The following is a 19,892-nucleotide window of genomic DNA, read 5'->3' as shown; positions in this document are numbered from 1 at the left end:
CTGACGGGGATCTCAGCCGACGGCATGTCGTTGACGGCCCGCGTGGTCACATCAGGTTGTCCTCGGGAGATATCGAGGTCGGTGAAACGCCGAGAGGCCCCGGCCTGATCGACCGGGACCCCTCATGCACTCGTGTCGCGGTTAGGCCTTGACGTAGACAGCGAACGCGACCGCGGCGGCCTGCTGCTCCTCGTTCACGTCGACCTGCTTCACCTGGAACTTGTAGTCACCGTTGGGGAGATCGACACGCGCGGTCGTCGACCACGTGCCATCCGGCTTGACCGTCGCGGTCGCGACAGTCTTCGTCGTGCCCGAGATCGTGATCGTGGCACCCGCCTCACCGGTGCCGCTGAACGCCGGACGCTTCGCACCGACGGTGGAACCATTCGTCGGGGAGCCCACCTTCACGTCGGCTGACGCACGGAACGATACCTGGAACGTTGCTTGATCCGTGGTCTGCGCAGCACCGTTGGCCGGCGTCTGCACCGACGTCAACCGGTAACCGGCCTTGTCGCCCAACGCAACGGTCGACTTCACCGACCAGGTCCCATCGGGCTTGACCGTGGTCGTCGCGAGGTCCTTCGTGGTGCCGTGGACTCGAATCGCCGCACCAGGCTGACCCGTGCCCTTGAACACCGGCTTCAGACTCGTGACCGTGGACCCGTCAGCAGGCGCAGTGAACTTCACATCGATCGCCGCCTCCGCCTTCACCGTGCGCGTGAACCGGATCGGGGCAGTCGTCACACTCGAACCACTCGTCTGCGTCGCGGTGAACGCGTAATCACCGGCAGGCAACGCGATCGTTGCGTCGCACGACCAAGCGCCATTGCCCCCGACCTCGGCCTCGCAGATCTGCTTCGTCGCACCAGCGACGACGACCTTCGCACCCGGCTGACCATCGCCAGAGAACGACACGACCTTGCTGTCGACAACCGCACCGATCGCCGGGGTCGTCACCGTGACCGGAGTCACCGGCACCTGCGCACCATGGGTGAAACGCACCGGAGCCGTCGTCGGCGTCCCGTTGTACAGCTGCGTGGCGGTCGCCTCGTGGGCGCCCTTCGCGAGCGTGTACAGCGACTGCTGCCTCCAGTCACCGTTCTCGTCGACGAGCGTGTCGACGAGCTTGGCGTCGTTCGCGTTGTTGAGGATCGTGACCTGCGCGCCGGGCTCACCCTTGCCGGAGAACACCGGGCGAGAGACGTCCACGGTGCCGTCCAGTGACGGGTACGTTACGGAAACGCCCTGGACGACGCGGTAGGTGAATTCGTACGCGACGGTGGTCGCGACGCCATTCAGGATCTGACGGACCGTTCCCTTGTGGAGACCCTGAGCGATCACTTCGGTGACTTGCTTCGACCACTTGCCGTCGACCACGACGGTGCGAGCCAGGAGGTCGCCGTTCTCGTCGAGCACCTCGATGGTGCCGCCGCTGGTGCCAACGCCCGAGAAGGTCGGCTTGTCCTCGCGGATGAGTGAACCGTTCGCGGGCGAGTCGAGCGTGAGGCGGCCTTCGACCACGGCGGAGCCTACGGCGCCTGTGAAGTCGGAGCTCGTGGAACCGGCGATGAAGGACTGCGGGTACGTCTCGGGCTGGATGCTAACGTACGAGCTCTTCGCGTCCGTGCCGGAGCGGAGACCGTTCACCCCGTTGACGGTGTCCCAGTAGTAGTTCTGGTCCGCTCCGCCAGTACACGTCTTGAAATCGCCCCAGTACTTGTTGTTGTGGCCCGTGACCGGACGGATGACGAGGCACTGGCCAGCGTCATTCACAATCGGCGCCGTACGACCGATTTTCGGCACGGTGAGCGTTGACGATGCGGCCTCGGCCTCAGCCTGTGTGGCGTGCGTCTTCGCTTCGAGCCAGACGTTCGTCGTGGAGGTGGAGAGCGAATAGAAGGTGCCACTCTTCTGGAGGACGAGCTTGCCGGTGGCCGAGTCGCCTGCAGCAGCGGCCTGGACGTCCTGAACGCTGTTCGGGTCGGCGGCGGCGAATGCGGCGACCGGTCCGGTCGCGAGGGCGGCGACGGCGACCGTGAGAACGCCGAATGCCGACAGGGTTTTCGTGAGCTTCATCGTGAGGAAGCTTCCTTTCGAGTGAGTGGATCGGGAGTTCTGGGACGCCAAGTGCCAACCCAGAGGTGTAACGACATCGCAAGTCATCTAATGTCAATCGAGCATAAACAATTTCTGTATGTTTTATGACTAGATGGGCGAACAATGTAATATACTTCGCAACGCTCGCCCACAGCGAAAAAGGGCCCCAACCGCGAACGGTTGGGGCCCTTCCAGCACGGCGTCTCGCGCCGATACCAGGGATGTTGGGTGTTACTTGGTGGTCTTGACGGTGAAGGTGACCGCGGTCTCCTTCAACTCACCGTTGACGTCGACCTGCTTCACGGAGAACTTGTAGTCACCGTTGGCGAGATCGATGTCCGACGGGGTGGACCAGTTGCCGTGCTCGTCGACGTGCGCGATCGCGATCGTCTTCGTGGTGCCCGCGATCGTGATCGTCGAACCAGCATCACCAGTACCGGTGAACACGGGCTTCTTCTGAGCAACCGTCGAACCATTGGCCGGCGTGGTCACCTTGACGTCCTCGGACAGGCGGTAGTTCACCGTGAACAACACCCGGTCGGTGGACTTCGGAGCCTGGTTCGTCGGCGTCTGCGTCACCGTCAGCTCGTACTTCATCTTGTCGGTCAGCTCAACGGTCGAGGTCGCCTCCCACGTGCCATCGGGCTTCACCATGGTCGTCGCGAGATCCTTCGTCGTGCCGTGGACACGAATCGCAGCACCAGGCTCACCCGTGCCCGTGAAGATCGGCTTCAACGACGTGACGATCCCGTTGTTCGCCGGAGCGGTGAACTTCACATCCTGAGCCGTGTTCGACTTCACCACACGAGTGAAGTTGATCGCCGCGTGGCTCACACTGGCACCACGAGTCTGCGTGGCAGTGAACGCGTAATCACCAGCAGGCAGATCAATGGTCGAGTCACACGACCACGAACCATCCGTACCAACCTCGACCGAGCAGATCTCCTTCGTCGCACCAGCCACGACAACACGAGCACCCGGCTCACCAGTTCCCACGAAACGAACAACGGTCGAATCAACAACCGAACCATTCGTCGGCGTCGTCACCACAACCGGCGTCGCGGGAGTCTCATACGAGAACCGGACCGGAGCCGTCGTGGGAACACCATTGAACGTCTGCGTCGCAGTCGCCTCATGAGCGCCCTTCGACAGCGTGAACAACGACTGCTGCTCCCAATCACCGTGCTCGTTGACCGTCGTGTCGACCAGCTTCTGATCGTTGGAATCCACGACCGTCACCGCAGCACCAGGCTCGCCCTTGCCCTTGAACACCGGACGAGCAACATCAACGGTGCCATCAAGCGCCGGCGCGGTCACCGAAACACCCTGGACAACGCGGTACGTGAAATCGAACGGAACCGTCGACTCGGTGCCGTTGCTGACCTGACGGATCGTGCCGATGTGACGACCCTGCGCGAGGGCATCAGTCGGAACAGCCGACCATTTACCGTCAACGACCGTGGTCGCCGGAGCGAGCAGGTCACCGTTCTCATCCAGCACCTCAATCGAGGCACCCTCATCGCCGGTGCCGGAGAACGTGGGCTTGTCCTCGCGAACCAACGCACCCGAAGCCGGCGTCTCAAGCACGAAGTGCGACACCACGGACAAGGCCGCTTCCGCCGAAGCGGACGACGATGTGTAGCCGGCGACCGGCGTGTAGTCCACGACCACCTTCGCGTTGGTCGAAAGACCTGCGGCAGCCTTGACATTGAAGGTGAAGGGCGTTCGACCAGACCACTGTGCGCCAGGCTCGGCGTTGCCGGTACGAGTGATCTTGTAGGTCACGATCGTCTGCCCGGCCGCGTTGACGACCGACGTGCATGTGTAGCCCCAGAATCCATTGTTGGAATCGGCGCAGTTGCCCCCCGCCTCAAGACTGAGGCCCTTGGGCAGAGTGATCGAGAACTGGAAGAACGAGTTCTTAGGCATGATCGCACCCGTACGTGAGCCCGTCGCCGGTTGCAAATTGAATGTCGCCTTGCCGACCGAGCCGATATCGAACGCGGCACCACTGTTGGGCTTGACCAGCAGGTCGTAGACACCCATGGTGGACGCGATCGCCTGCGGGGCGACAGATTCGACGACCGCTCCGTTCGAGTCTGAGGGTGCGGAATCAAGGGCGAAGGCCGCAGGGCCGGTCGCGAGGGCGGAGACGGCGATGGTGACGACACCGAAGGCGGTCAGACTTTTCTTGAGCTTCATCGGGAAGCTTCCTTTCATACGGGTGAATCGGGAGGAGATGGGAACGCAGTGTTCGTCGCGTTAGCGCAACCGTACACAAATATTAGATGTATTGCAACTACATGGGTAGATGTTTTTATGCGACCCCCGTCCATGCCTGGATTCGCGCAGCGAAACGGCGCTCGGAGAACTCGGCGGCACGGATGTGCGCACGCCGGGGATCGACAGCGATCGCTCGTGTGACGGCATCAGAAAGCGTCGAGGGATGGAAATCCGGCAGGTGCGCACCGGTGAAGCCGTCGAGGACGGACTCCGCCGCACCGCCCTGCGCATTGACGACGACGGGGGTGCCGAGCGCCATCGCTTCGACGGGCATGATGCCGAAGTCCTCCACGGGCGGGAACACGTAGACGAGCGCGCGCTGCATGAGTGCGGCGAGCAGCGCATCGGACGGGGAGATCACGAAGTGCGTGTCCGTCGAGCGACCGAGCGCATGCTCGCGCAATCGTTGCTCCTCAGGACCGTCGCCGGCGATCACGACCGGGACGCCGACGGCATCACCGGCGTCGATCACCACATCGAGTCGTTTGTACGGAACGAAGCGGGAGGCGCCGAGGATGAATGTCTCGGGCAGGTTGTCGAAGATCAACCGGTCATGCTCGTCCAGCACGGCCCCCCAGTCGTCGGCCGCAGTCAGCCTGCCGACATCGACGGGAGGGTGGATCACGGTCGACTCGACACCCCACGCCTCTCGGATGCGATCACTCACGAACGAGCTGTTCGCCGCGACATTCTGGAGAGCACGGCCTCGACGGCCGTCGAGCGCCTTGAAGATCGGGGCGACGGCGCGCACTGCGAGGGAGTTGCCGCGCTCGTCGAGCTCCGGCGTCCAGATGTAGCGGGCAGGCGTGTGGACATACACGAACTTCCGAGCAGGATCCAGCTTCGGGACGCGCGCATGATGGGCGAACAGGTGCGAGGAGACGAGCATCCAGTCGTAATCCTTGTCTTTCCGGCTGATGTCGTTCCACACGGCCGGCATCGTCGGAAGAGCGGCGGCTTTCCGCCCGCGCATCGGCGAGCGGGCGAGGCTGCTCTCCCGCACGACACGGTCGCCGTAGCGGTCAGGGGCGTCGTTCCAGAGGCAGAACAGGTCCGCTGTCGGGTAGAGCTCGGCAAAGGAGTCGAGCACGCGCTCGGCGCCGCCGATCCGTTCGATCCACTCGTGGGCGATCAATCCGTTCATGCTGGGCATCCGTTTCGGGTTCGGTGGTGCTGGGTCGGGTTCGAGGTCGGGGAGAACTCGGCGGAGACGGGGTCAGTACGCACCGCTCGAGCCGAGGACACGAGGGATGGTCCGGGCGAGGATTTTGAGGTCGCGGCCGAACGAGCAGTCGTCGACGTAGTCGAGGTCGAGAGCAAGTCCTGACTCCCAATCGAGGTCGGAACGACCGCTGACCTGCCAGAGCCCCGTGATGCCGGGAAGGACGAGCAGACGACGGTGTGCGTGCGGCTCGTACGCAGCGACCTCGGACGGAAGACCGGGGCGGGGCCCGACGAGGCTCATATCGCCGCGGAGCACGTTCACGAGTTGCGGAAGTTCGTCGATCGAGAGCTTGCGCAGGACACGACCGACGTGAGTGACGCGAGGATCGGCCTTCATCTTGAAGAGCGGGCCGGCCCCCTCATTGAACGCCTGCAACTCGGCGACGCGGGACTCCGCATCCTGTTCCATCGTTCGGAACTTGAGGATCGAGAAGCCTTCGCCGTTCAGGCCTACTCTGGTCTGGCTGAAGAGGACCGAGCCGCGGCTGTCGAGCTTGACGAGCAGCGCAACGACCAGGAGAACCGGCGACAGCACGAGGAGACCGACAGCGGAGGCGACGACGTCGAACACTCGTTTGGCGATGCGACGGGGCTGGCGAGCCACCGTGTCGGCCGACGCAGTAACGCCGCGAGGCGCGGCGGGTGGGGTGAACGCCGGAAGAACTGCCACCGGCGCGCCGGGCGCGAGAGCGACCGGCAGTCCCGGCGAGGCGACACGGTGATGGCGGGCGCGGGATGAGGAACCTTCCGATTCCGGCCAGCGTCGAGCGACGGGCTGCAGGGTGGCAGTCATGTGGGTGCTCCAGGGGTGCGTAGGGGAAAGGGTTCGGGTGAAACGGGGACGGTTACCGCGATGCGCGAAGCGCGGAGGCGCTTGCGTGACCGAACGACAGGACGGCATCGCCGACGCGCGGAGCGAGCCCTGCGGCGAGCGCGACCACATAGGCCGCGAACAGCCGCTCAGTCTCGAGGCGGTTTCCCGTCCGCGAGACGTCGACGGCGTCTGCGAGCAGAGCGGCGCGCTCGTCACGACGAGACAGGAGGTCGATGTCGTGCTCGAAGAGCACCGCGTCGGCCAGGAAGAGGCGAAGCGGGGAGACGAGCTCGCGCAGGACGTATGCGGCAACATTGTTCGCGCCGTCGCGCACCATGGCCTCGACGACGTCCAGGAAGCGATGCGCGTCGCCCGCGACACCCGACTCGAGCGACGCAGGCGACAGGGGTTCGCCGAGCCCGCCGAGATCGAAGCGACGATCCGCAACAGTGAGACACACCAGCGACCCGACGACCTCCAAGCGGTCGCGAATGTCGCACACGGTCCACGCGGACACCTGCGTTCGACTGTTCCGCACGACCTCGACGAAGCCCGATGCCGACAGGAGAATGAGGGCCTCGCGGACCGGGGTGCGTGAGACGCCGAACTCCTCCGCGATGCGATCGACGTTCAGGCGCTCTTCGGACCGATAGCGGCCTCCGATGATGTCGCCGAGGAGGCGGTCGTAGACAGCGTCCGCCAACAGCCCTTTGTTGATCTCGCGGCCGTGCAGCGGCGTAGGGGCGGTGGGCACCGGCATTCGAGGGCTCCTTCAGTTCCAGTCAGATGAGATTCTTCCCATCTAATATTTCGTAATGACTGAAAGTGTGCCATACTCATTGCGTAAGCGCAACACCATCTAATATTTACGCAGCGAAGGTCGGGAATCATCCGCATTCCTGCCGCAAACGAGAGGGAGCCGCACATGAGCAAAGACATCGCCGTCGTCCTCGACACCCGTGAGGACATCGCCAGGCTTGCAGGAGTCATCGCGGAGCTCGGAAGCCGCGCACGGACCATCCACACACATCTGTCCGACGACGACCGTTGCCCCGCGCGCGCCCTTGAGGAGGCTGGATTAGCCCCGCCGGATACCACGCTCGGCAGCATCGACGGCCCGGCCCGCGGTACCCGAATCGCAACCGCCCTCCACGCCTTCGCAATCGAGTTCGAGCGAGAGCGCCCCGCAGTCGTCATCGTGCACGGCGACTCCGACGCGACCTCCGCCTGCGCTCAAGCGGCGAACTACGCGGACATCCCCCTCATCCACGTCGGGGCGGGGCTCCGTTCCTACGACCGCGCGACGCCCGAAGAACTCAACCGAGTCCTGACCAGCGTCCTGGCGGACGTGCACTGCGCGGCAACACCCCACAGTCAGGCGAACCTCCTCGCGGAGGGCGTCAACCCGCTCCGAATCGCCGTGACAGGCACGCCGGTCGTCGAGTCGACCCTCACCTCACTCGAACACGGCGACGGCCTCATCGCGAAACACTTCGCCGAACACCGCGCACCCGAGCACTACGTCCTCGCAACCATCCAGGACCCGGAGAACATCGGCACGAGACGAGCGCTCCGCCGCGTCCTCATGGGGCTCATCGGCATCCACGCCCCTGTCGTCTTCGAGCTGCGGCCATGCACACACGCGGCGATCGAACAGTTCGGCCTCACCCCCTACCTCGACGCGCTCACCGTCGTGAGTACGAGCGACAGGGCCGAGCTGCTCGACCTCGCACTCAACGCCGACCTCCTCATCTCGGACACCGCTGCGGCACAGGAGGAATGCACCGTGCTGAAGAAGCCGCTCCTCGTCGTCCGCCGCAGCTCTGAACACCCCGAAGCCATCAACGCCGGCTTCGCCCAACTCGTCACTCCCGCGCGAGACATCACGACCGTCGCCAATGTCACACTCGCGGACCCCGACCGCGCGAGGCTGCTCGACGCCACACCGTCCCCCTACGGCGACGGCAGCGCGAGCCTCCAGATCGCACTCATCGCCGGCCGCATCGCCGACGGCGCGAGCCCGGCCGACGCCATCACCGGCGTGACGGAGTCGGCGATGGCGTGACCAGCAGCGGCATGAACGTACGCGGCTCGTAGAGGGCGCTAACGGCGCTCTCCGCCGTCGCCACATCTCCATCCTCGATCGCATGGCGCAACACGCGCACCTCGACGAGCAGACGGAGAAGGTCGAGCGGCGGCTCGAGTTCGACTCGCTTGAACAGCCTCGGGACCACCCGCTCCTCGATGATCTCAAGGGTTCGATTTCCCGCAGCGTGCGTGATCGTTCGGACGAAATCATTCGTCGCGAGCAACGCCTCCGTGACATTCCCATCATCGACCGCCGCGGCGAGCGCGTCGATCGACGCGTCGAGACACGCCAGGTGCGACGCCTCGAGTCGCGCCATCCCCAGCCGCACCGACAGCACGCCGAACACGGTCATCGCTTGGAATGCGTCGACGATCGTGTCGGGATCAGCCGGCGTCACTCGTGTGAACCGGCCCGGCAATGACTCGACGAGTCCCACCTGCTCGAGCGTGACGAGCGCCTCGCGCAGAGGAGTGCGTGAGACGCCGAGCCACTCCATGAGCTCCTCCTCCCTCAGGCGTTCCCCCGAGGCGAATTGGCCCCGGGCGATCGCGTCGAGCAGCGCCGCGTGCACCTGCTCGCGCAGCAGACCGCGTTTCACTGCAGGCTCGACCGAGTCGTCGTGGGAGGCGCAGATCGAATCCGGCTGCTGCGACTCCCGCCGCAACGCATCAATGTACGGTCCGATCGCCTCGTCACAGTACTGACCCACGATTCGAAGGACCAGCTCAGCGTCACGCCGCTCGCATGCGAGCACGAGTTCGTCGAGCAACCCCGCCCTGGCCATGAGGAGACGCGCCAGACGGTGATCGGCGCCCACCGCCCACCGGAGTTGCATGTTGATCGCGCGCGCCGCGCGGAGCAGCGTCCGATTGCCATAGGCGCGGAGCAGCATCCCGGACACACCGGCGAACGATTCTCCGCTCCACAGGAGTTCGAACTCGTTGCCGGGGTTGGCAACGACCGCATCCCGATAGGCGCGGATGCGGCAGAGATCGCGCTCGGTCAAGCGCGGAACGGCCATGGGTATCACGGACTCGACGATGAAGCGCTCGACTGCGAGCGCCTCATCGAGGAGCGCTGGGGCGATCTTCCGCACTCGCGTCTCTCGCTGCGGCAGCACATCGACGAAACCGTCGGCTTTGAGTCGATTGATCGCCTCGCGTACAGGGGTCCTCGACGCGCCGGTCGCCCGCTCGATCTCCGCTTCGCGGAGTTGCGTCCCCGGCGCTCTCACCCCACGGAGGATCTCGTCGCGGAGATGGACGTACACGTCGTTCCGGAGCAACGTTCGCTGGATTCGAGGTGAAGTATGAGGTACTGGCATGCTCATAGCATATGATTAGATGACCAAAATTAACAGTCCTCGCTTTCGGGGACCGCGTAACACCCCGAGTGCATATTAGATATTCACCTTGTTTGCCGGTTAGTATGCGGCTATGCCCATTCCCACAGCACCCGCCCAGACCCCGCGCCCCCTCTTGCGCGACCAGGTGCACGACCGACTGCTCGAAGCCATCGTCGACGGCGAGCTCGAACCAGGTCAGGCCCTGTCCGACAAGGACCTCGAAACCTGGCTGGGAGCCTCGCGGACACCGATTCGTGAAGCGCTCAACCGCCTCGCGAACACGGGACTCGTCGAAGTTCTCCCCCAGAAGGCGACCCGCGTCGCCCTCGTCGACCCGAAGCAGTTCGCGCAGATCACCGAAGTTCTCGGCGCTCTCTACGCGGCAGCCGTCACGGAGGCCGTCCCGCTGCTGACCGACGGTGACGTCACCGTCCTCCGCGGCTTCGAGAAGCGCGTGCTGGCGGACGGAGCCCGCGCCAAGGAGGCCGCGCAGATCAGCGTCCCGCAGGAGATCTTCCACGTCTTCCTCGCCCGCTACGGCAACCGGCTCCTCCTGCACCTGCCCGAGAAGTTCACGCCGCACATCCAGCGCACGCTCAACGTCTTCCACGACAGCATCGATGCGAAAGCCGGATTCCCCGCGCTCCGCGAGTTGATCGATGCCGCCGCCGACCGCGACGCCGCACGTGCGAGCACGGCCGTCACCGACTACTTCACCGGCGCCGTCGCCGCATTCAACGAGGCGATCGTCATTGCGGCCGGCACGACGCCCGGCACGACCTCGGCAACCGCCTCTGCCACCTCCACCGCATCCGCCACGACCACCACGACCACGGAAGAGGCCGCACGATGACGTACCCCGCAGGCCAGACCGGCACCCTCAGCCGCCGCCTCCTCCGCGACGAGATCTACGACACCCTTCTCGAAGCCATCCTCAAGGGCACCCTCGAGCCGGGCGAGATCCTGCACGACGAAGCCCTCATCACCTGGCTCGGCGCATCGCGCACCCCGGTCCGCGAAGCGCTCAACCGCCTGGCCGAAGACGGCGTCGTCGAACTGGTCCCCCACAAGCACACGCGCGTGGCCCCGCTCGACTTCCGCGCGATCAACGAGGCGCTCTACGTCTCGGGCGTCCTGCACGAGCACGCCGCGCGATCGATCGTCGCCGACATGACCGATGCCGACCTCGCCGAACTGCAGAAGTACAGCGATGCCGCCGAGGATGCGCTTCGTCGTGAGGAACTCGGCGATCTCGGCCCCGCGATCCGCGACTTCTACCTCGTCTTCGAACGATCCACGCCCAATCGCGTGCTCGTCGAGACCGTCGAATCGCTTTCGCTGCAGCTGCTCCGCTTCCTCACCCCTCGTGAGGGACTGACGGACACGTCGGAAATCGTCCGCCAGATCGTCGAGATCAACGCCGCCGCCCACAAGCGCGACGCGAAGCTCACAGGCGACCTCATCCACGCCGTCTACGAGCCGACGAGGCAGAACTTCCTCACCACCTACCGCGACGCGTAACCCGGCCCCGCCCACCCTGCCCTACTCGCCGAGGTGAGGCTTCCGGTCGTTCGGCAGCCCCCGAAACAACCGGAAGCCTCACCTCGACCGGGTCGCCCACCCAGGGGGCGGCGGTTCACAACTCAGGACGCGCTCGGCGTGTCGTTCCAGCGCCCCGGCGTGTCGGCCTCGACACGCCGGGGCGCTCCTGAGTTGTGAACACAGCAAGCTCGCAGACAAACGCACTCCTGTTGGACATCTTACATATCAGATGGCATAATGGGCATGTGCGTCCACTTGAGACACCCGTTCCAGCCGCCCGGCCACTCCCGACGGCCGATGCGCAGCACCCGCTCCCCACACAATGGTCACGGGTCCTCACGACGATGTTTCCCACCGTGCGGCGACTCGCCCTCGCCGGAGCCCCCATCGCCCTCATCGTCTACAGCGTCTCCTACGAACGCGCCATCCCGACAGAAGTCCTCGGCTCGTTCCCCTGGTGGACGAATCTGTTCACCTACCTCGCCGCCGCGGGCGCACTCTACGCCTCGAAACGATTCCCTCTGCTCGCAGCCGTCGTCGCCGCCGTCTGCTGGTGGGCGACCGGATCAGCACTCTTCGTCATCGCGGTCACCCTCCTCCTCGGCTATCGGCAACCGCGCGGGTGGATCGTCTACCTCGTCGGGCTCTCGATCCTGCACCCCATGGCGATCGTCCCTGACCCGCTCAGCTTCCTCACCGGGCAGGTCCTCCTGCCCTCCTGGAGCGTCCCCCTCTACAGCTGCTTCCTCTCGGCGCTCGGCGGCGTCGCACTCCGCACAGCTCGCAACGCAGCGGTCGAACGCGAACGAGACCTCAAGCGATCAGTGGCCGAAGCGGAAGCCCGCGCTGAACTCGCCGTCGCCGAGGACCGCCTGCGGATGAGTCGAGAGATGCACGACATCCTCGGTCACCAACTCAGCACCATGGTCCTCCTCTCCACAGCACTCGTCGCACAGCCGGACACAGCGCGGGCGAAATCGATTGCGGAGCGGATCGCAGACAACGGTCACCAGGCCATCGACGACCTCCAGTACGTCCTCCGGCTCCTCGACAGTCCACGCAATGAAATGGATCCGGACCGACCGGCACCGATGCAACGGATCTGCGACGCGGTCGAGTCCGCTGAGCACTTCGGGCACGAGGTGCGGATGCTCGGCGAACTCGACACCACCGACGCCGGACCGCACCTCGAACTCGGCGTCGACGCGATCGTCGAAGCCATCCACAACGCGATGAAGCACGCCCCGGGCGCAGCCATCGACATCAGTACCGCGAGCACTCCCGAAACCCTGCGCGTCACCATCACCAACGAGTGCGCGCCGCGCCCCACCCCCGAACACCCCCTCGGCACCGGCCGAGGACTCCGACTTCTCGCCGCCCGCGCCGTCGCAGCAGGCGGCACCTTCGCCGCAGGCCGCACCGACGGCGGCGGCTACCGACTCACCCTGGAGGCCCCCCGATGACCGATCCCACCCGTGTCATGATCATCGACGACGACGACGCGATCCGCGAAGGCCTTCGTCTGATCATCGACATCGAATCCGACATCTCCGTGGTCGCCGACGCCGCCTCGCCGGAGCGCGCAGCGGCCATCGCCACCCGCCTCAAGCCGGACGTCGTGATCACCGACCTCAACATGCCCGGCATGGACGGCGTCGACGTGACGACCGCCCTCATGGCCCTCGACACGCCACCGCGCGTGCTCATCCTCACGAGCTTCCACCTGCACGACCGAGTCCTCGACGCGCTCGAGGCCGGCGCGACCGGCTACCTGTTGAAGAACATCAGGCCAGGCGAGCTGCCCGAGGCGATCCGCGCCGCGGCATCAGGAGGGAGCCCACTGTCGCCGGAGATCGCGCGTGCCGTCATCAACCGGGCAGTCGCGCCCGCCCCCGTCGCCGCCGAAACGGACGACTCGATGCTCGATCTCCTGACGCCACGCGAGGTCGAACTCGCCGCGGCCGTGGGGCGGGGGCTGTCGAACGCCGACATCGGCACGGAGCTCGGTCTGAGTACGCCGTCGGTCAAGACCTACGTGTCGCGCACGCTCGCGAAGCTCGGCTTCACGAATCGGACGCAGCTCGCGCTGCTCGCGTACCGGGCCGGCCTGCTCGACGAGTAGCGGCCGCGGTCTCGGCCGGCCCCTGAGCGACCCGGCCCCGTTCCTTGAGCAACAGCGCCCCGGTCCACGAGCCTGTCGAGGGGCGCACTTCGACAGGCTCAGTGACCGGATTCCACGCACGCAGCGTCCGGAACCCGGTCCACGAGCCTGTCGAAGGGCTACAGGCGGAAGACCGTCTCGATCGCGAGCTCCGCAGCGATCGAATCTCCGGACACCACGGCTTCGCGCAGGCGCGGGTAGCCGTCGTCGAGCGTCTCCCAGTTCGTGCTCGTCTCCGTGCGCGTGACGGACAGGCGGTATCCAAGGGCGTCGATCGTGTCGCGTGCGGCGGCGACGAGGATCGGGTTCTGGCACACGTCCGCGAAGTCGTCGACCATGGCCCAGGCGAGCTTGCCGTGTCCGTGGGTGTCGCGCTTCTCGACCGACGCGATCGTCGCATCGATCGACTTCAGGAGCGACTTGCGCTGCGGCTCCGTGAGGGTCGGGACGGTCACGCGGATGACGCCGCCGACGAGCGCGCCGAGCGTCTGGAGGATGTCGGTGCGGTCCTCGGGGCTGGGCTGCGCGACGCGGGTGTAGCGCTGGGCCGCCATCTCGATGAGGCCGACGCGGGCGAGGTCGTTGAGGGCTTCCCGGATCGGCGTGCGCGAGACGCCCAGCCACTCCTGCAGTTCCTGGTCGTTCAGCGTTTCGCCCGGCTGCAGCGTGCCATCGAAGATCGCGGCCTTGATCTGCTCGGCAGCGCTCTCACGAAGCGACTTGCGCTCGAACACACTCTGTCCGGACGGAACTGGCATGGAAGACTCCTCGGGTGGTAGATGCTGACGTGTACTGCGAGCGTACCGCTCACCTCCAGCTTCCGCCCACACCTGTCGGTTTCTGCCCCAGCTTGCTAGCGTCGAGTGCATGGCACCCCAGGAGTGAATCCGCAGGCGACGTGACGCCGCGGATGCAACAGAGACCCGACCTCATCCGGCCTCTCCATCCTTGGGAGTATCACCATGACCGCACGACCTGAGTTCACCGCAGGCGCCACCGGCTCGACCGGCACCCGCATCGCCACCGATCGGCTCCCCCTCCTCGGCAAGACAGCCCTCGTCACAGGTGTCTCTCGGCGTCGCGGCATCGGCTTCGCCATAGCGGCCCGCTTCGCCACACTCGGCGCCGACGTCTTCATCCAGCACTACGCGCCGCACGATGCCGAACAACCGTGGGGCACCGACGACCTCGATGCCGTTCGCGCCGACATCCGCGCAGCCTCCGGCTCACTGGGAGGTCGTTTCGGTGACACCTCCCTCGACCTCTCGCTCGCCGACGCGCCGCGACGGCTGATCGATGCGGCGAGCGCCTTGACCGGACGGCTCGACATCCTCGTCTGCAACCACGCGAAGAGCGGCGGTGACGGCTCGATCCTCGACATGACCCCGGAACGACTCGATGCGCACTGGCAGGTGAACGCGCGGTCCACCCTGCTCCTGACGTCGGCGTTCGCGAAGGCGTTCAGCAGGGAGCAGTCGGCGGATTCGCCGGACTCTCCCGATTCGACGGGTGCAGCAGAGTCGCCAGGTGCCCCTGGCTCGCCGGACTCGCCGCTCGCACCGGGGCAGCTGACGCCGGCCACGGGCCCGTTCGACGAGCACCGGACCGGCCGCGTGTTCTGGATGACGTCCGGGCAGCAGGACGGGCCGATGCCGGGCGAGGTCGCCTATGCGACCAGCAAGGCGGCTCTCGCGGGGATCACGCCGACCGTCGCGAAGGAACTCCTCGGCTTCGGGATCGTGCTCAACACGATCAACCCGGGGCCGGTCAACACCGGCTATCTCGACCCGGAGACGACAGATCGGCCGCTCGACGACCTCCTCGCGTTCATCCGGACGACGCCGTTCGGCCGGTTCGGGACGCCGGACGACGTCGCGCGACTCATCGGTTGGTTGGCAACCGACGAGGGCCGCTGGATCGTGGGCCGCGTCATCGCATCGGACGGCGGCTGGAACCTCTGACCTTCACGCACGACGGAGGTACTCGGCGACGAGGCGCTCCGTGACCTCGAGCTCATTGGCGATCTCCGGCAGCTCCTGGGTCCAGTGCAGGACTTCGTCGAGCCGGACGGGATCGATGAGGCGCCTCGCGGCGAGCAGATCGGCCTGCCGCTCGTCCTTCGGCGTCGAGGTGCGGTGCCCGAGTTCCACGTGCGCCAGCTCATGGGCGAGGACGGACCGTTCGTGCACCCGGCGCAGACGCGGCTGCACGAACACGACGCCGAGGTCCGGCACCCACAGCCCGTTCGCCGAGCGCAAGGGGCGAGAGACGATCCGCACCCCCAGTTCCGCCGCGTGCGCGTGCGGCTCGTATCCGGTCACTCAGCCCCCTACCCGTTGGGGTACTCCCCCTGGCCTCCGTCGTCGTCCGTCGCGGCGAGGTCGTACTCGCTCAGGTCGATCCGTTGGAGGTCTTCATCATCCAGAACACCCCCGACATGCGATGCTGCGCTGACCGTCGCGCCCACCGGCCCGCGCAGGAGCGCGTCCGCCGAGAGCACCCGGACGGCGCGGTCGACCGCGGCCAATCGGCGCTCGGGCGGCAGCGATTCGATGATGGTCCCGATCATGACGAGCCAGGTCTCCGTCTCGGCGCTGAACGAGGACCGGTCCGGCTCGACGCCGAGCGAGGTCAGCACGGCGCGAAGCGTCTCACCCTGCGGGACGGTGCCGCGCTCGAGGTTCGACACCGTCTGCCGCGAGACGCCGGCCAACGAGGCGAGTCCGCCCTGCGTGAGCCCGGCGGACTGCCGAAGCGACCTCACGTGGCGAGCGAGCTCCTGCCGCTCGGCACCGGTCGTCGGAGCGCTTCCCGCAATCTGCATGACGTCATCCATTCCATACTCCCCGCCCAGAAGTCTATGCGCGTTCGGGACACATTGTCAAAGAAATGGCCTAGACGTTGACGGAAAGTTGGCACTCATGTCACAAACATGGCACAGTTCTTGACACGCCGATCGCACGGGGCGAGCGGATCCACGAACCGGTGGGTCGACGACGAACACGGCAGGGGGAACCGATGGGCGCACAGCAGGTACAGGTCACGCTCCACCTGCCCGCGGAGCAGTACCGCAGAGTCGCAGCGGTGGCCACGGCGAAGGGCGTCAACGCGCACTCGCTCATCGAGCACCTGGTCCAGGCGGCGCTCACGCCGAAGCCGCCCACGCCGCGGCCGAGCACCATCCATCAGCAGTCCGACCGGGTCGTCGTCACGGAGGCGATGCTCGACCGCATCCGTGAGTTGAACGCCGCCTGCTGCTCCGATGCGACGATGGCACGCGTGCTCGGCATCTCGAAGGCAACGGTGGCCGTGCACCGCCGGCGACTCGGCCTCCCACCGCGAGGCAAGGCGGGGCGCCCGCCTGCTGCCGGCCGCTGAGCCTGTCGAAGTGCGACACCGCCACCACCCGGTCACTGAGCTTGTCGAAGTGCACCCCCATCGGTCACTGGGCCTGTCGAAGTGCACCCCTTCGACAAGCTCAGGGACCGGATCACCTGAGGGACCGGAGCACCTCAGGGACCGGAGCACCTCAGGGACCGGATCCGACCAGTGCACCTCGGTGACCGACCGGATCGCCTCGAGCGCCGCGCCGTCAGCGTTCGTAGGTCCCCGTCAGGCGACCCCGCGCGATCACGTGCCCTTCCATCGCCTCGAAGACCGTGCCCGGCATCGCCCCGCTCGGCAGCACGAGGCTCTGATCGAGCGCGAACAGTTGGAAGACGTAGCGGTGCGGCCCGTGCCCGGCGATCGGCCGGGGCCCTTGGTATCCCGTTCGTCCGAACGACCCCCGCCCGGTCCCGTGCAGTTCGCCGGCGTTCAACTCCCCGGCGCCGACCCCGGCGTCGTTGGGCGCGAGCCCCGTCACGACCGCGTGTTGGATCGCGGCGGGCAGCGGCACATCGGGATCCTCGATGACGAGGACGAGTTCTTCCGCTTCGTTCGGAACGCCCAACCACTCGACGACTGGCGAAACGTTGTCGCCGACACCCTTCCCGGCCGTCCGTGCGGGCATCGGTGCGCCCTCGACGAAGTCCGGGGAGGTGAGCTTGAGCACATCCGGCGAATCGAACCCGGGCCGGTTCCAGGCGAGCGCGTCATCCCCCGCGTGCCGCTTGCGCAGCATCCTGCCGAGTGCACTCACGATGTCCTCCGTCCCCACCAGCGGTCGGCGCACGCCTGTACGCCCGGGCCACGTTACGCCAGGGCCGGCCGATCAGGGAACCCGCTCTGGGATGCACGGGGCTGACGCTCAGGCGTGGGTGACGTCCCAGAGGTGGTGCACGGGATCGTGGATGAGGTAGCGTCCGAGCGATTCGACCGTGAAGGTCGCGCCATCGCTGCGGCGTCCGGTCCGTCCGAGTTCGGTCTCGGGAACCGCCTCGAACGCTGCGGCGAGCGCCGCGCCCGCGACGACGAGTTCGCGCCCGACGAGCACAGGGTCCTGTTCGCCGTATCGCTCGGCGACGGCCGTCGCATCCTGGTCCCAGTTCTCGAAGAGCGGGTCGTCCTCGGTGCGGATGCGCCCGAGACGGACGCCGAAGATCCGGAAGACGTCGCGGACGTGCGCCGCATACTCGAGTGGGGACCACGTGCTGTCATCGGGCCGCACCCGGACGTCCTCGCGGGCGAGGACCGGCTCCCACGCGGCGGCGTTGGTGCGGATGAGCTCCGGGAGGTCGTCGATCGCGACGGTGGACGCATCGAATCCGCACTCCTGGCAGGCGCGGTCGAGGACCCAGGTCCAGTTCTTGGTGTCAGGCGTGATGGGCATGCCCTCACCCTATGGAGTGGATGTCCCGCGCGGCAGACCGGAAACGGTCACGGTGCCGCGATCCCCCGCCAGACCTCCGTTTTCGTGCAAGAAGTGCCCTCGAAAACGGGCGGATTGCACGAAAACGGAGGTTTCGCGAGACGGGCACGGGAACTAGCCCGCGGCGGGCGCTTCCGGCTCCGCAGGAGCAGCGGGCGGCGCGCACACCATGGCCGATGCGGCGAGCGCCTCGGCAGCCTGCTGCTCGGACCACGGCAACTGCACGTCGGGCTTCTTCTGACCGGAAGCCGGAGCGGCCTTCGACCCGATCGATGCGAGCTGCATCGCGAGTTCCTTGGCGAATCCGGCGCCGACGGTCGAGTTGTTGAGCATCACGACGACCGTGAGGCCGGAGGTCGGGTCCGAGAACGCAGCGGACAGGTACCCGGGGATCGACCCGGCCTGGCCGCGCATCGGGCCGAGCTGCATGGCGCCGATGCCGAAGCTCTGCCACGTCGGAGCGTCCGGTCCGATCGGGACGGGGTTCGCCCACTGCTTCTTGTACGTCGACTTCGTCAGCAACGATCCCGACGCGAGTGATTGGGTGAACGCGCGCAGGTCGTCGACGCTCGAGACGACACCGCCGGCCGTCCAGGCCATCGACGGCGACAGCTCGCTCTCGTCGACGGGGGTGTCGCACTGGTAGGTGCCGTCGGGCAGCCTCGTGGTCGTGTACCCATGCGGGTGGGAGGTGCCGGGGAGGACCGTGGTGGTCGCATCGGGGAGCGCGGACTGCTTCATGCCGAGCGGGGAGAAGAGGTACTCCTGGTAGAGCGACTGCCAGGACTGACCCGTCAGCTGCTGGATGGCCATGCCGAGGAGGATGTAACCGGTGTCGCTGGAGCCGAAGAGTGCGCCGGGCGCCGTGCGGGTGCCGGATGCGAGACCGTTGGCGAGGATCTCGGCCATCGACCAGTTGCGGGTCGGGTTCGCGATGAACTGCCCCTGCAAGGTGGTGCTGTAGCTGCCGAGACCGGACGTGTTCTGGCAGAGCTGCCCGAACGTGATGCCGTCGATGCCCTGCACCTGCGGAACGACATCGTTCACCTTCTGGTCGAGTTTGACCTTGCCCTCGTCGACGAGCTGCAGGAGGACGGTGCACGTCATGGGCCTGGTGGTGTCGCCGATGCGGTACGCCATACTCGGATCCATCTTCGTGGACCCGCCCGGCTCGGTCGTTCCGACGCCGGCGACCATGCTGCCGGCCCACGGCGCCCAGACGCCGACGACGGCGCCGGAGGAACCGGACTGGGTGACGGCCGATTCGACGGCCGCGGTGATGGACGTTCGGACGTCCTTCGGCAGCTCGCCCTCGACCTGCTTCGGGAAGTTCGTTGCGGAGACGGTCGGGCCGGAACATGCGGCGAGCGCGACGGCCAGCGTCACCGCTGTGATGAGAGCGCCGATGCGGCGACCCCTCGAAACGTTCTCAGTCATTCATCCCCCTGATGAAGCGGGCATGGCTTGCCCCTGCGATTCTAACCACGCGCTTCGTTCTGAAGCTGTCGGCTGGCCCGGAGAGACGCC

At 66.5% G+C, this 19,892-nt stretch carries 19 protein-coding genes; 7 read left to right on the top strand and 12 right to left on the bottom strand.

Features of this window, described 5'->3' with window-relative positions:
- Nucleotides 1–141: 141 nt before the first annotated feature.
- From ACQ3HB_RS17755 to ACQ3HB_RS17735, 5 genes are all read right to left on the bottom strand, one after another.
- The gene (locus tag ACQ3HB_RS17755) at nt 142–2,076 is read right to left on the bottom strand and encodes an Ig-like domain-containing protein (RefSeq protein ID WP_430921840.1); all 1,935 of its coding nucleotides are present in this window, start codon (nt 2,074–2,076) and stop codon (nt 142–144) included.
- A gap of 252 nt (nt 2,077–2,328) precedes the next feature.
- A complete protein-coding gene (locus tag ACQ3HB_RS17750; RefSeq protein ID WP_430921838.1) occupies nt 2,329–4,299 on the bottom strand; it encodes an Ig-like domain-containing protein in 1,971 nt (656 codons plus the stop codon).
- 115 nt (nt 4,300–4,414) lie between these two features.
- Nucleotides 4,415–5,524, bottom strand: a complete 1,110-nt coding sequence (locus ACQ3HB_RS17745; protein ID WP_430921837.1) for a glycosyltransferase — start codon at nt 5,522–5,524, stop codon at nt 4,415–4,417.
- 72 nt (nt 5,525–5,596) lie between these two features.
- Nucleotides 5,597–6,397 carry a sugar transferase gene (locus ACQ3HB_RS17740; RefSeq protein ID WP_476742053.1) on the bottom strand — a complete coding sequence of 267 codons (801 nt, stop codon included), beginning with the start codon at nt 6,395–6,397 and terminating at the stop codon, nt 5,597–5,599.
- 52 nt (nt 6,398–6,449) lie between these two features.
- The gene (locus ACQ3HB_RS17735) at nt 6,450–7,178 is read right to left on the bottom strand and encodes a GntR family transcriptional regulator (protein ID WP_430921833.1); all 729 of its coding nucleotides are present in this window, start codon (nt 7,176–7,178) and stop codon (nt 6,450–6,452) included.
- A 165-nt stretch (nt 7,179–7,343) separates the two neighbouring features.
- On the opposite strand from ACQ3HB_RS17735, the gene ACQ3HB_RS17730 reads away from it, so the two are divergent.
- Entirely contained in the window at nt 7,344–8,483 is a 1,140-nt protein-coding gene (locus ACQ3HB_RS17730; RefSeq protein ID WP_430921831.1) for a UDP-N-acetylglucosamine 2-epimerase, read from the top strand.
- Here the strand turns inward: ACQ3HB_RS17730 and ACQ3HB_RS17725 are convergent.
- A complete protein-coding gene (locus ACQ3HB_RS17725; protein WP_430921829.1) occupies nt 8,452–9,831 on the bottom strand; it encodes a GntR family transcriptional regulator in 1,380 nt (459 codons plus the stop codon). The two genes, ACQ3HB_RS17730 and ACQ3HB_RS17725, sit on opposite strands and share 32 nt — an antisense overlap.
- A 112-nt stretch (nt 9,832–9,943) precedes the next feature.
- Here ACQ3HB_RS17725 and ACQ3HB_RS17720 point away from each other — a divergent pair, with 112 nt between their 5' ends.
- From ACQ3HB_RS17720 to ACQ3HB_RS17705, 4 genes are all read left to right on the top strand, one after another.
- Entirely contained in the window at nt 9,944–10,705 is a 762-nt protein-coding gene (locus ACQ3HB_RS17720) for a GntR family transcriptional regulator (RefSeq protein ID WP_430921827.1), read from the top strand.
- On the top strand, nt 10,702–11,373 hold the full coding sequence (locus tag ACQ3HB_RS17715; protein WP_430921825.1) for a GntR family transcriptional regulator: 672 nt from the start codon (nt 10,702–10,704) through the stop codon (nt 11,371–11,373). The genes ACQ3HB_RS17720 and ACQ3HB_RS17715 overlap by 4 nt, the downstream gene beginning before the upstream one ends.
- A 377-nt stretch (nt 11,374–11,750) precedes the next feature.
- Complete coding sequence (locus ACQ3HB_RS17710) at nt 11,751–12,857, top strand: sensor histidine kinase (protein ID WP_430921824.1); 1,107 nt, start codon at nt 11,751–11,753, stop codon at nt 12,855–12,857.
- Nucleotides 12,854–13,516 (top strand): response regulator, encoded by a 663-nt coding sequence (locus tag ACQ3HB_RS17705; protein WP_430921823.1) that lies wholly within the window; start codon nt 12,854–12,856, stop codon nt 13,514–13,516. The genes ACQ3HB_RS17710 and ACQ3HB_RS17705 overlap by 4 nt, the downstream gene beginning before the upstream one ends.
- Before the next feature lie 158 nt (nt 13,517–13,674).
- Here ACQ3HB_RS17705 and ACQ3HB_RS17700 read toward each other — a convergent pair whose 3' ends face one another.
- Entirely contained in the window at nt 13,675–14,313 is a 639-nt protein-coding gene (locus tag ACQ3HB_RS17700) for a GntR family transcriptional regulator (RefSeq protein ID WP_430921822.1), read from the bottom strand.
- A 204-nt stretch (nt 14,314–14,517) separates the two neighbouring features.
- Between ACQ3HB_RS17700 and ACQ3HB_RS17695 the strand changes: the two genes are divergently transcribed.
- Complete coding sequence (locus ACQ3HB_RS17695) at nt 14,518–15,516, top strand: SDR family oxidoreductase (protein WP_430921820.1); 999 nt, start codon at nt 14,518–14,520, stop codon at nt 15,514–15,516.
- A gap of 3 nt (nt 15,517–15,519) precedes the next feature.
- Here ACQ3HB_RS17695 and ACQ3HB_RS17690 read toward each other — a convergent pair whose 3' ends face one another.
- Nucleotides 15,520–15,876, bottom strand: coding sequence for an ImmA/IrrE family metallo-endopeptidase (locus ACQ3HB_RS17690; RefSeq protein ID WP_430921818.1), 357 nt, complete (start codon nt 15,874–15,876; stop codon nt 15,520–15,522).
- Between the two features lie 8 nt (nt 15,877–15,884).
- Nucleotides 15,885–16,379: a helix-turn-helix transcriptional regulator gene (locus tag ACQ3HB_RS17685; RefSeq protein WP_430921816.1), complete on the bottom strand. Its 495-nt coding sequence runs from the start codon at nt 16,377–16,379 to the stop codon at nt 15,885–15,887.
- 194 nt (nt 16,380–16,573) lie between these two features.
- Between ACQ3HB_RS17685 and ACQ3HB_RS17680 the strand changes: the two genes are divergently transcribed.
- Entirely contained in the window at nt 16,574–16,933 is a 360-nt protein-coding gene (locus tag ACQ3HB_RS17680) for a hypothetical protein (protein WP_430921814.1), read from the top strand.
- A gap of 214 nt (nt 16,934–17,147) precedes the next feature.
- Here the strand turns inward: ACQ3HB_RS17680 and ACQ3HB_RS17675 are convergent, their stop codons facing one another.
- The 3 genes from ACQ3HB_RS17675 to ACQ3HB_RS17665 form a co-directional block, all read right to left on the bottom strand.
- Nucleotides 17,148–17,696, bottom strand: a complete 549-nt coding sequence (locus ACQ3HB_RS17675; protein WP_430921812.1) for a YbhB/YbcL family Raf kinase inhibitor-like protein — start codon at nt 17,694–17,696, stop codon at nt 17,148–17,150.
- 108 nt (nt 17,697–17,804) lie between these two features.
- Nucleotides 17,805–18,326: a DinB family protein gene (locus ACQ3HB_RS17670; RefSeq protein ID WP_430921810.1), complete on the bottom strand. Its 522-nt coding sequence runs from the start codon at nt 18,324–18,326 to the stop codon at nt 17,805–17,807.
- Between the two features lie 153 nt (nt 18,327–18,479).
- The gene (locus ACQ3HB_RS17665; RefSeq protein ID WP_430921808.1) at nt 18,480–19,802 is read right to left on the bottom strand and encodes a serine hydrolase domain-containing protein; all 1,323 of its coding nucleotides are present in this window, start codon (nt 19,800–19,802) and stop codon (nt 18,480–18,482) included.
- Nucleotides 19,803–19,892 lie beyond the last annotated feature (90 nt).

The sequence above is a fragment of the Plantibacter lichenum genome, assembly GCF_050587525.1.
In the GTDB taxonomy this organism is placed as follows: domain Bacteria; phylum Actinomycetota; class Actinomycetes; order Actinomycetales; family Microbacteriaceae; genus Plantibacter.
Note: the sequence above shows the minus strand (reverse complement) of the source record. Positions and strands in the feature narration are given on the sequence as shown.

Excerpts from the sequence above, each read along its gene's own strand:
- ACQ3HB_RS17755 (WP_430921840.1), bottom strand. The coding sequence starts at position 2,076 with ATGAAGCTCACGAAAACCCTGTCGGCATTCGGCGTTCTCACGGTCGCC.
- ACQ3HB_RS17750 (WP_430921838.1), bottom strand. The coding sequence starts at position 4,299 with ATGAAGCTCAAGAAAAGTCTGACCGCCTTCGGTGTCGTCACCATCGCC.
- ACQ3HB_RS17745 (WP_430921837.1), bottom strand. The coding sequence starts at position 5,524 with ATGAACGGATTGATCGCCCACGAGTGGATCGAACGGATCGGCGGCGCC.
- ACQ3HB_RS17740 (WP_476742053.1), bottom strand. The coding sequence starts at position 6,397 with ATGACTGCCACCCTGCAGCCCGTCGCTCGACGCTGGCCGGAATCGGAA.
- ACQ3HB_RS17735 (WP_430921833.1), bottom strand. The coding sequence starts at position 7,178 with ATGCCGGTGCCCACCGCCCCTACGCCGCTGCACGGCCGCGAGATCAAC.
- ACQ3HB_RS17730 (WP_430921831.1), top strand. The coding sequence starts at position 7,344 with ATGAGCAAAGACATCGCCGTCGTCCTCGACACCCGTGAGGACATCGCC.
- ACQ3HB_RS17725 (WP_430921829.1), bottom strand. The coding sequence starts at position 9,831 with ATGCCAGTACCTCATACTTCACCTCGAATCCAGCGAACGTTGCTCCGG.
- ACQ3HB_RS17720 (WP_430921827.1), top strand. The coding sequence starts at position 9,944 with ATGCCCATTCCCACAGCACCCGCCCAGACCCCGCGCCCCCTCTTGCGC.
- ACQ3HB_RS17715 (WP_430921825.1), top strand. The coding sequence starts at position 10,702 with ATGACGTACCCCGCAGGCCAGACCGGCACCCTCAGCCGCCGCCTCCTC.
- ACQ3HB_RS17705 (WP_430921823.1), top strand. The coding sequence starts at position 12,854 with ATGACCGATCCCACCCGTGTCATGATCATCGACGACGACGACGCGATC.
- ACQ3HB_RS17700 (WP_430921822.1), bottom strand. The coding sequence starts at position 14,313 with ATGCCAGTTCCGTCCGGACAGAGTGTGTTCGAGCGCAAGTCGCTTCGT.
- ACQ3HB_RS17695 (WP_430921820.1), top strand. The coding sequence starts at position 14,518 with ATGACCGCACGACCTGAGTTCACCGCAGGCGCCACCGGCTCGACCGGC.
- ACQ3HB_RS17685 (WP_430921816.1), bottom strand. The coding sequence starts at position 16,379 with ATGCAGATTGCGGGAAGCGCTCCGACGACCGGTGCCGAGCGGCAGGAG.
- ACQ3HB_RS17680 (WP_430921814.1), top strand. The coding sequence starts at position 16,574 with ATGGGCGCACAGCAGGTACAGGTCACGCTCCACCTGCCCGCGGAGCAG.
- ACQ3HB_RS17670 (WP_430921810.1), bottom strand. The coding sequence starts at position 18,326 with ATGCCCATCACGCCTGACACCAAGAACTGGACCTGGGTCCTCGACCGC.
- ACQ3HB_RS17665 (WP_430921808.1), bottom strand. The coding sequence starts at position 19,802 with ATGACTGAGAACGTTTCGAGGGGTCGCCGCATCGGCGCTCTCATCACA.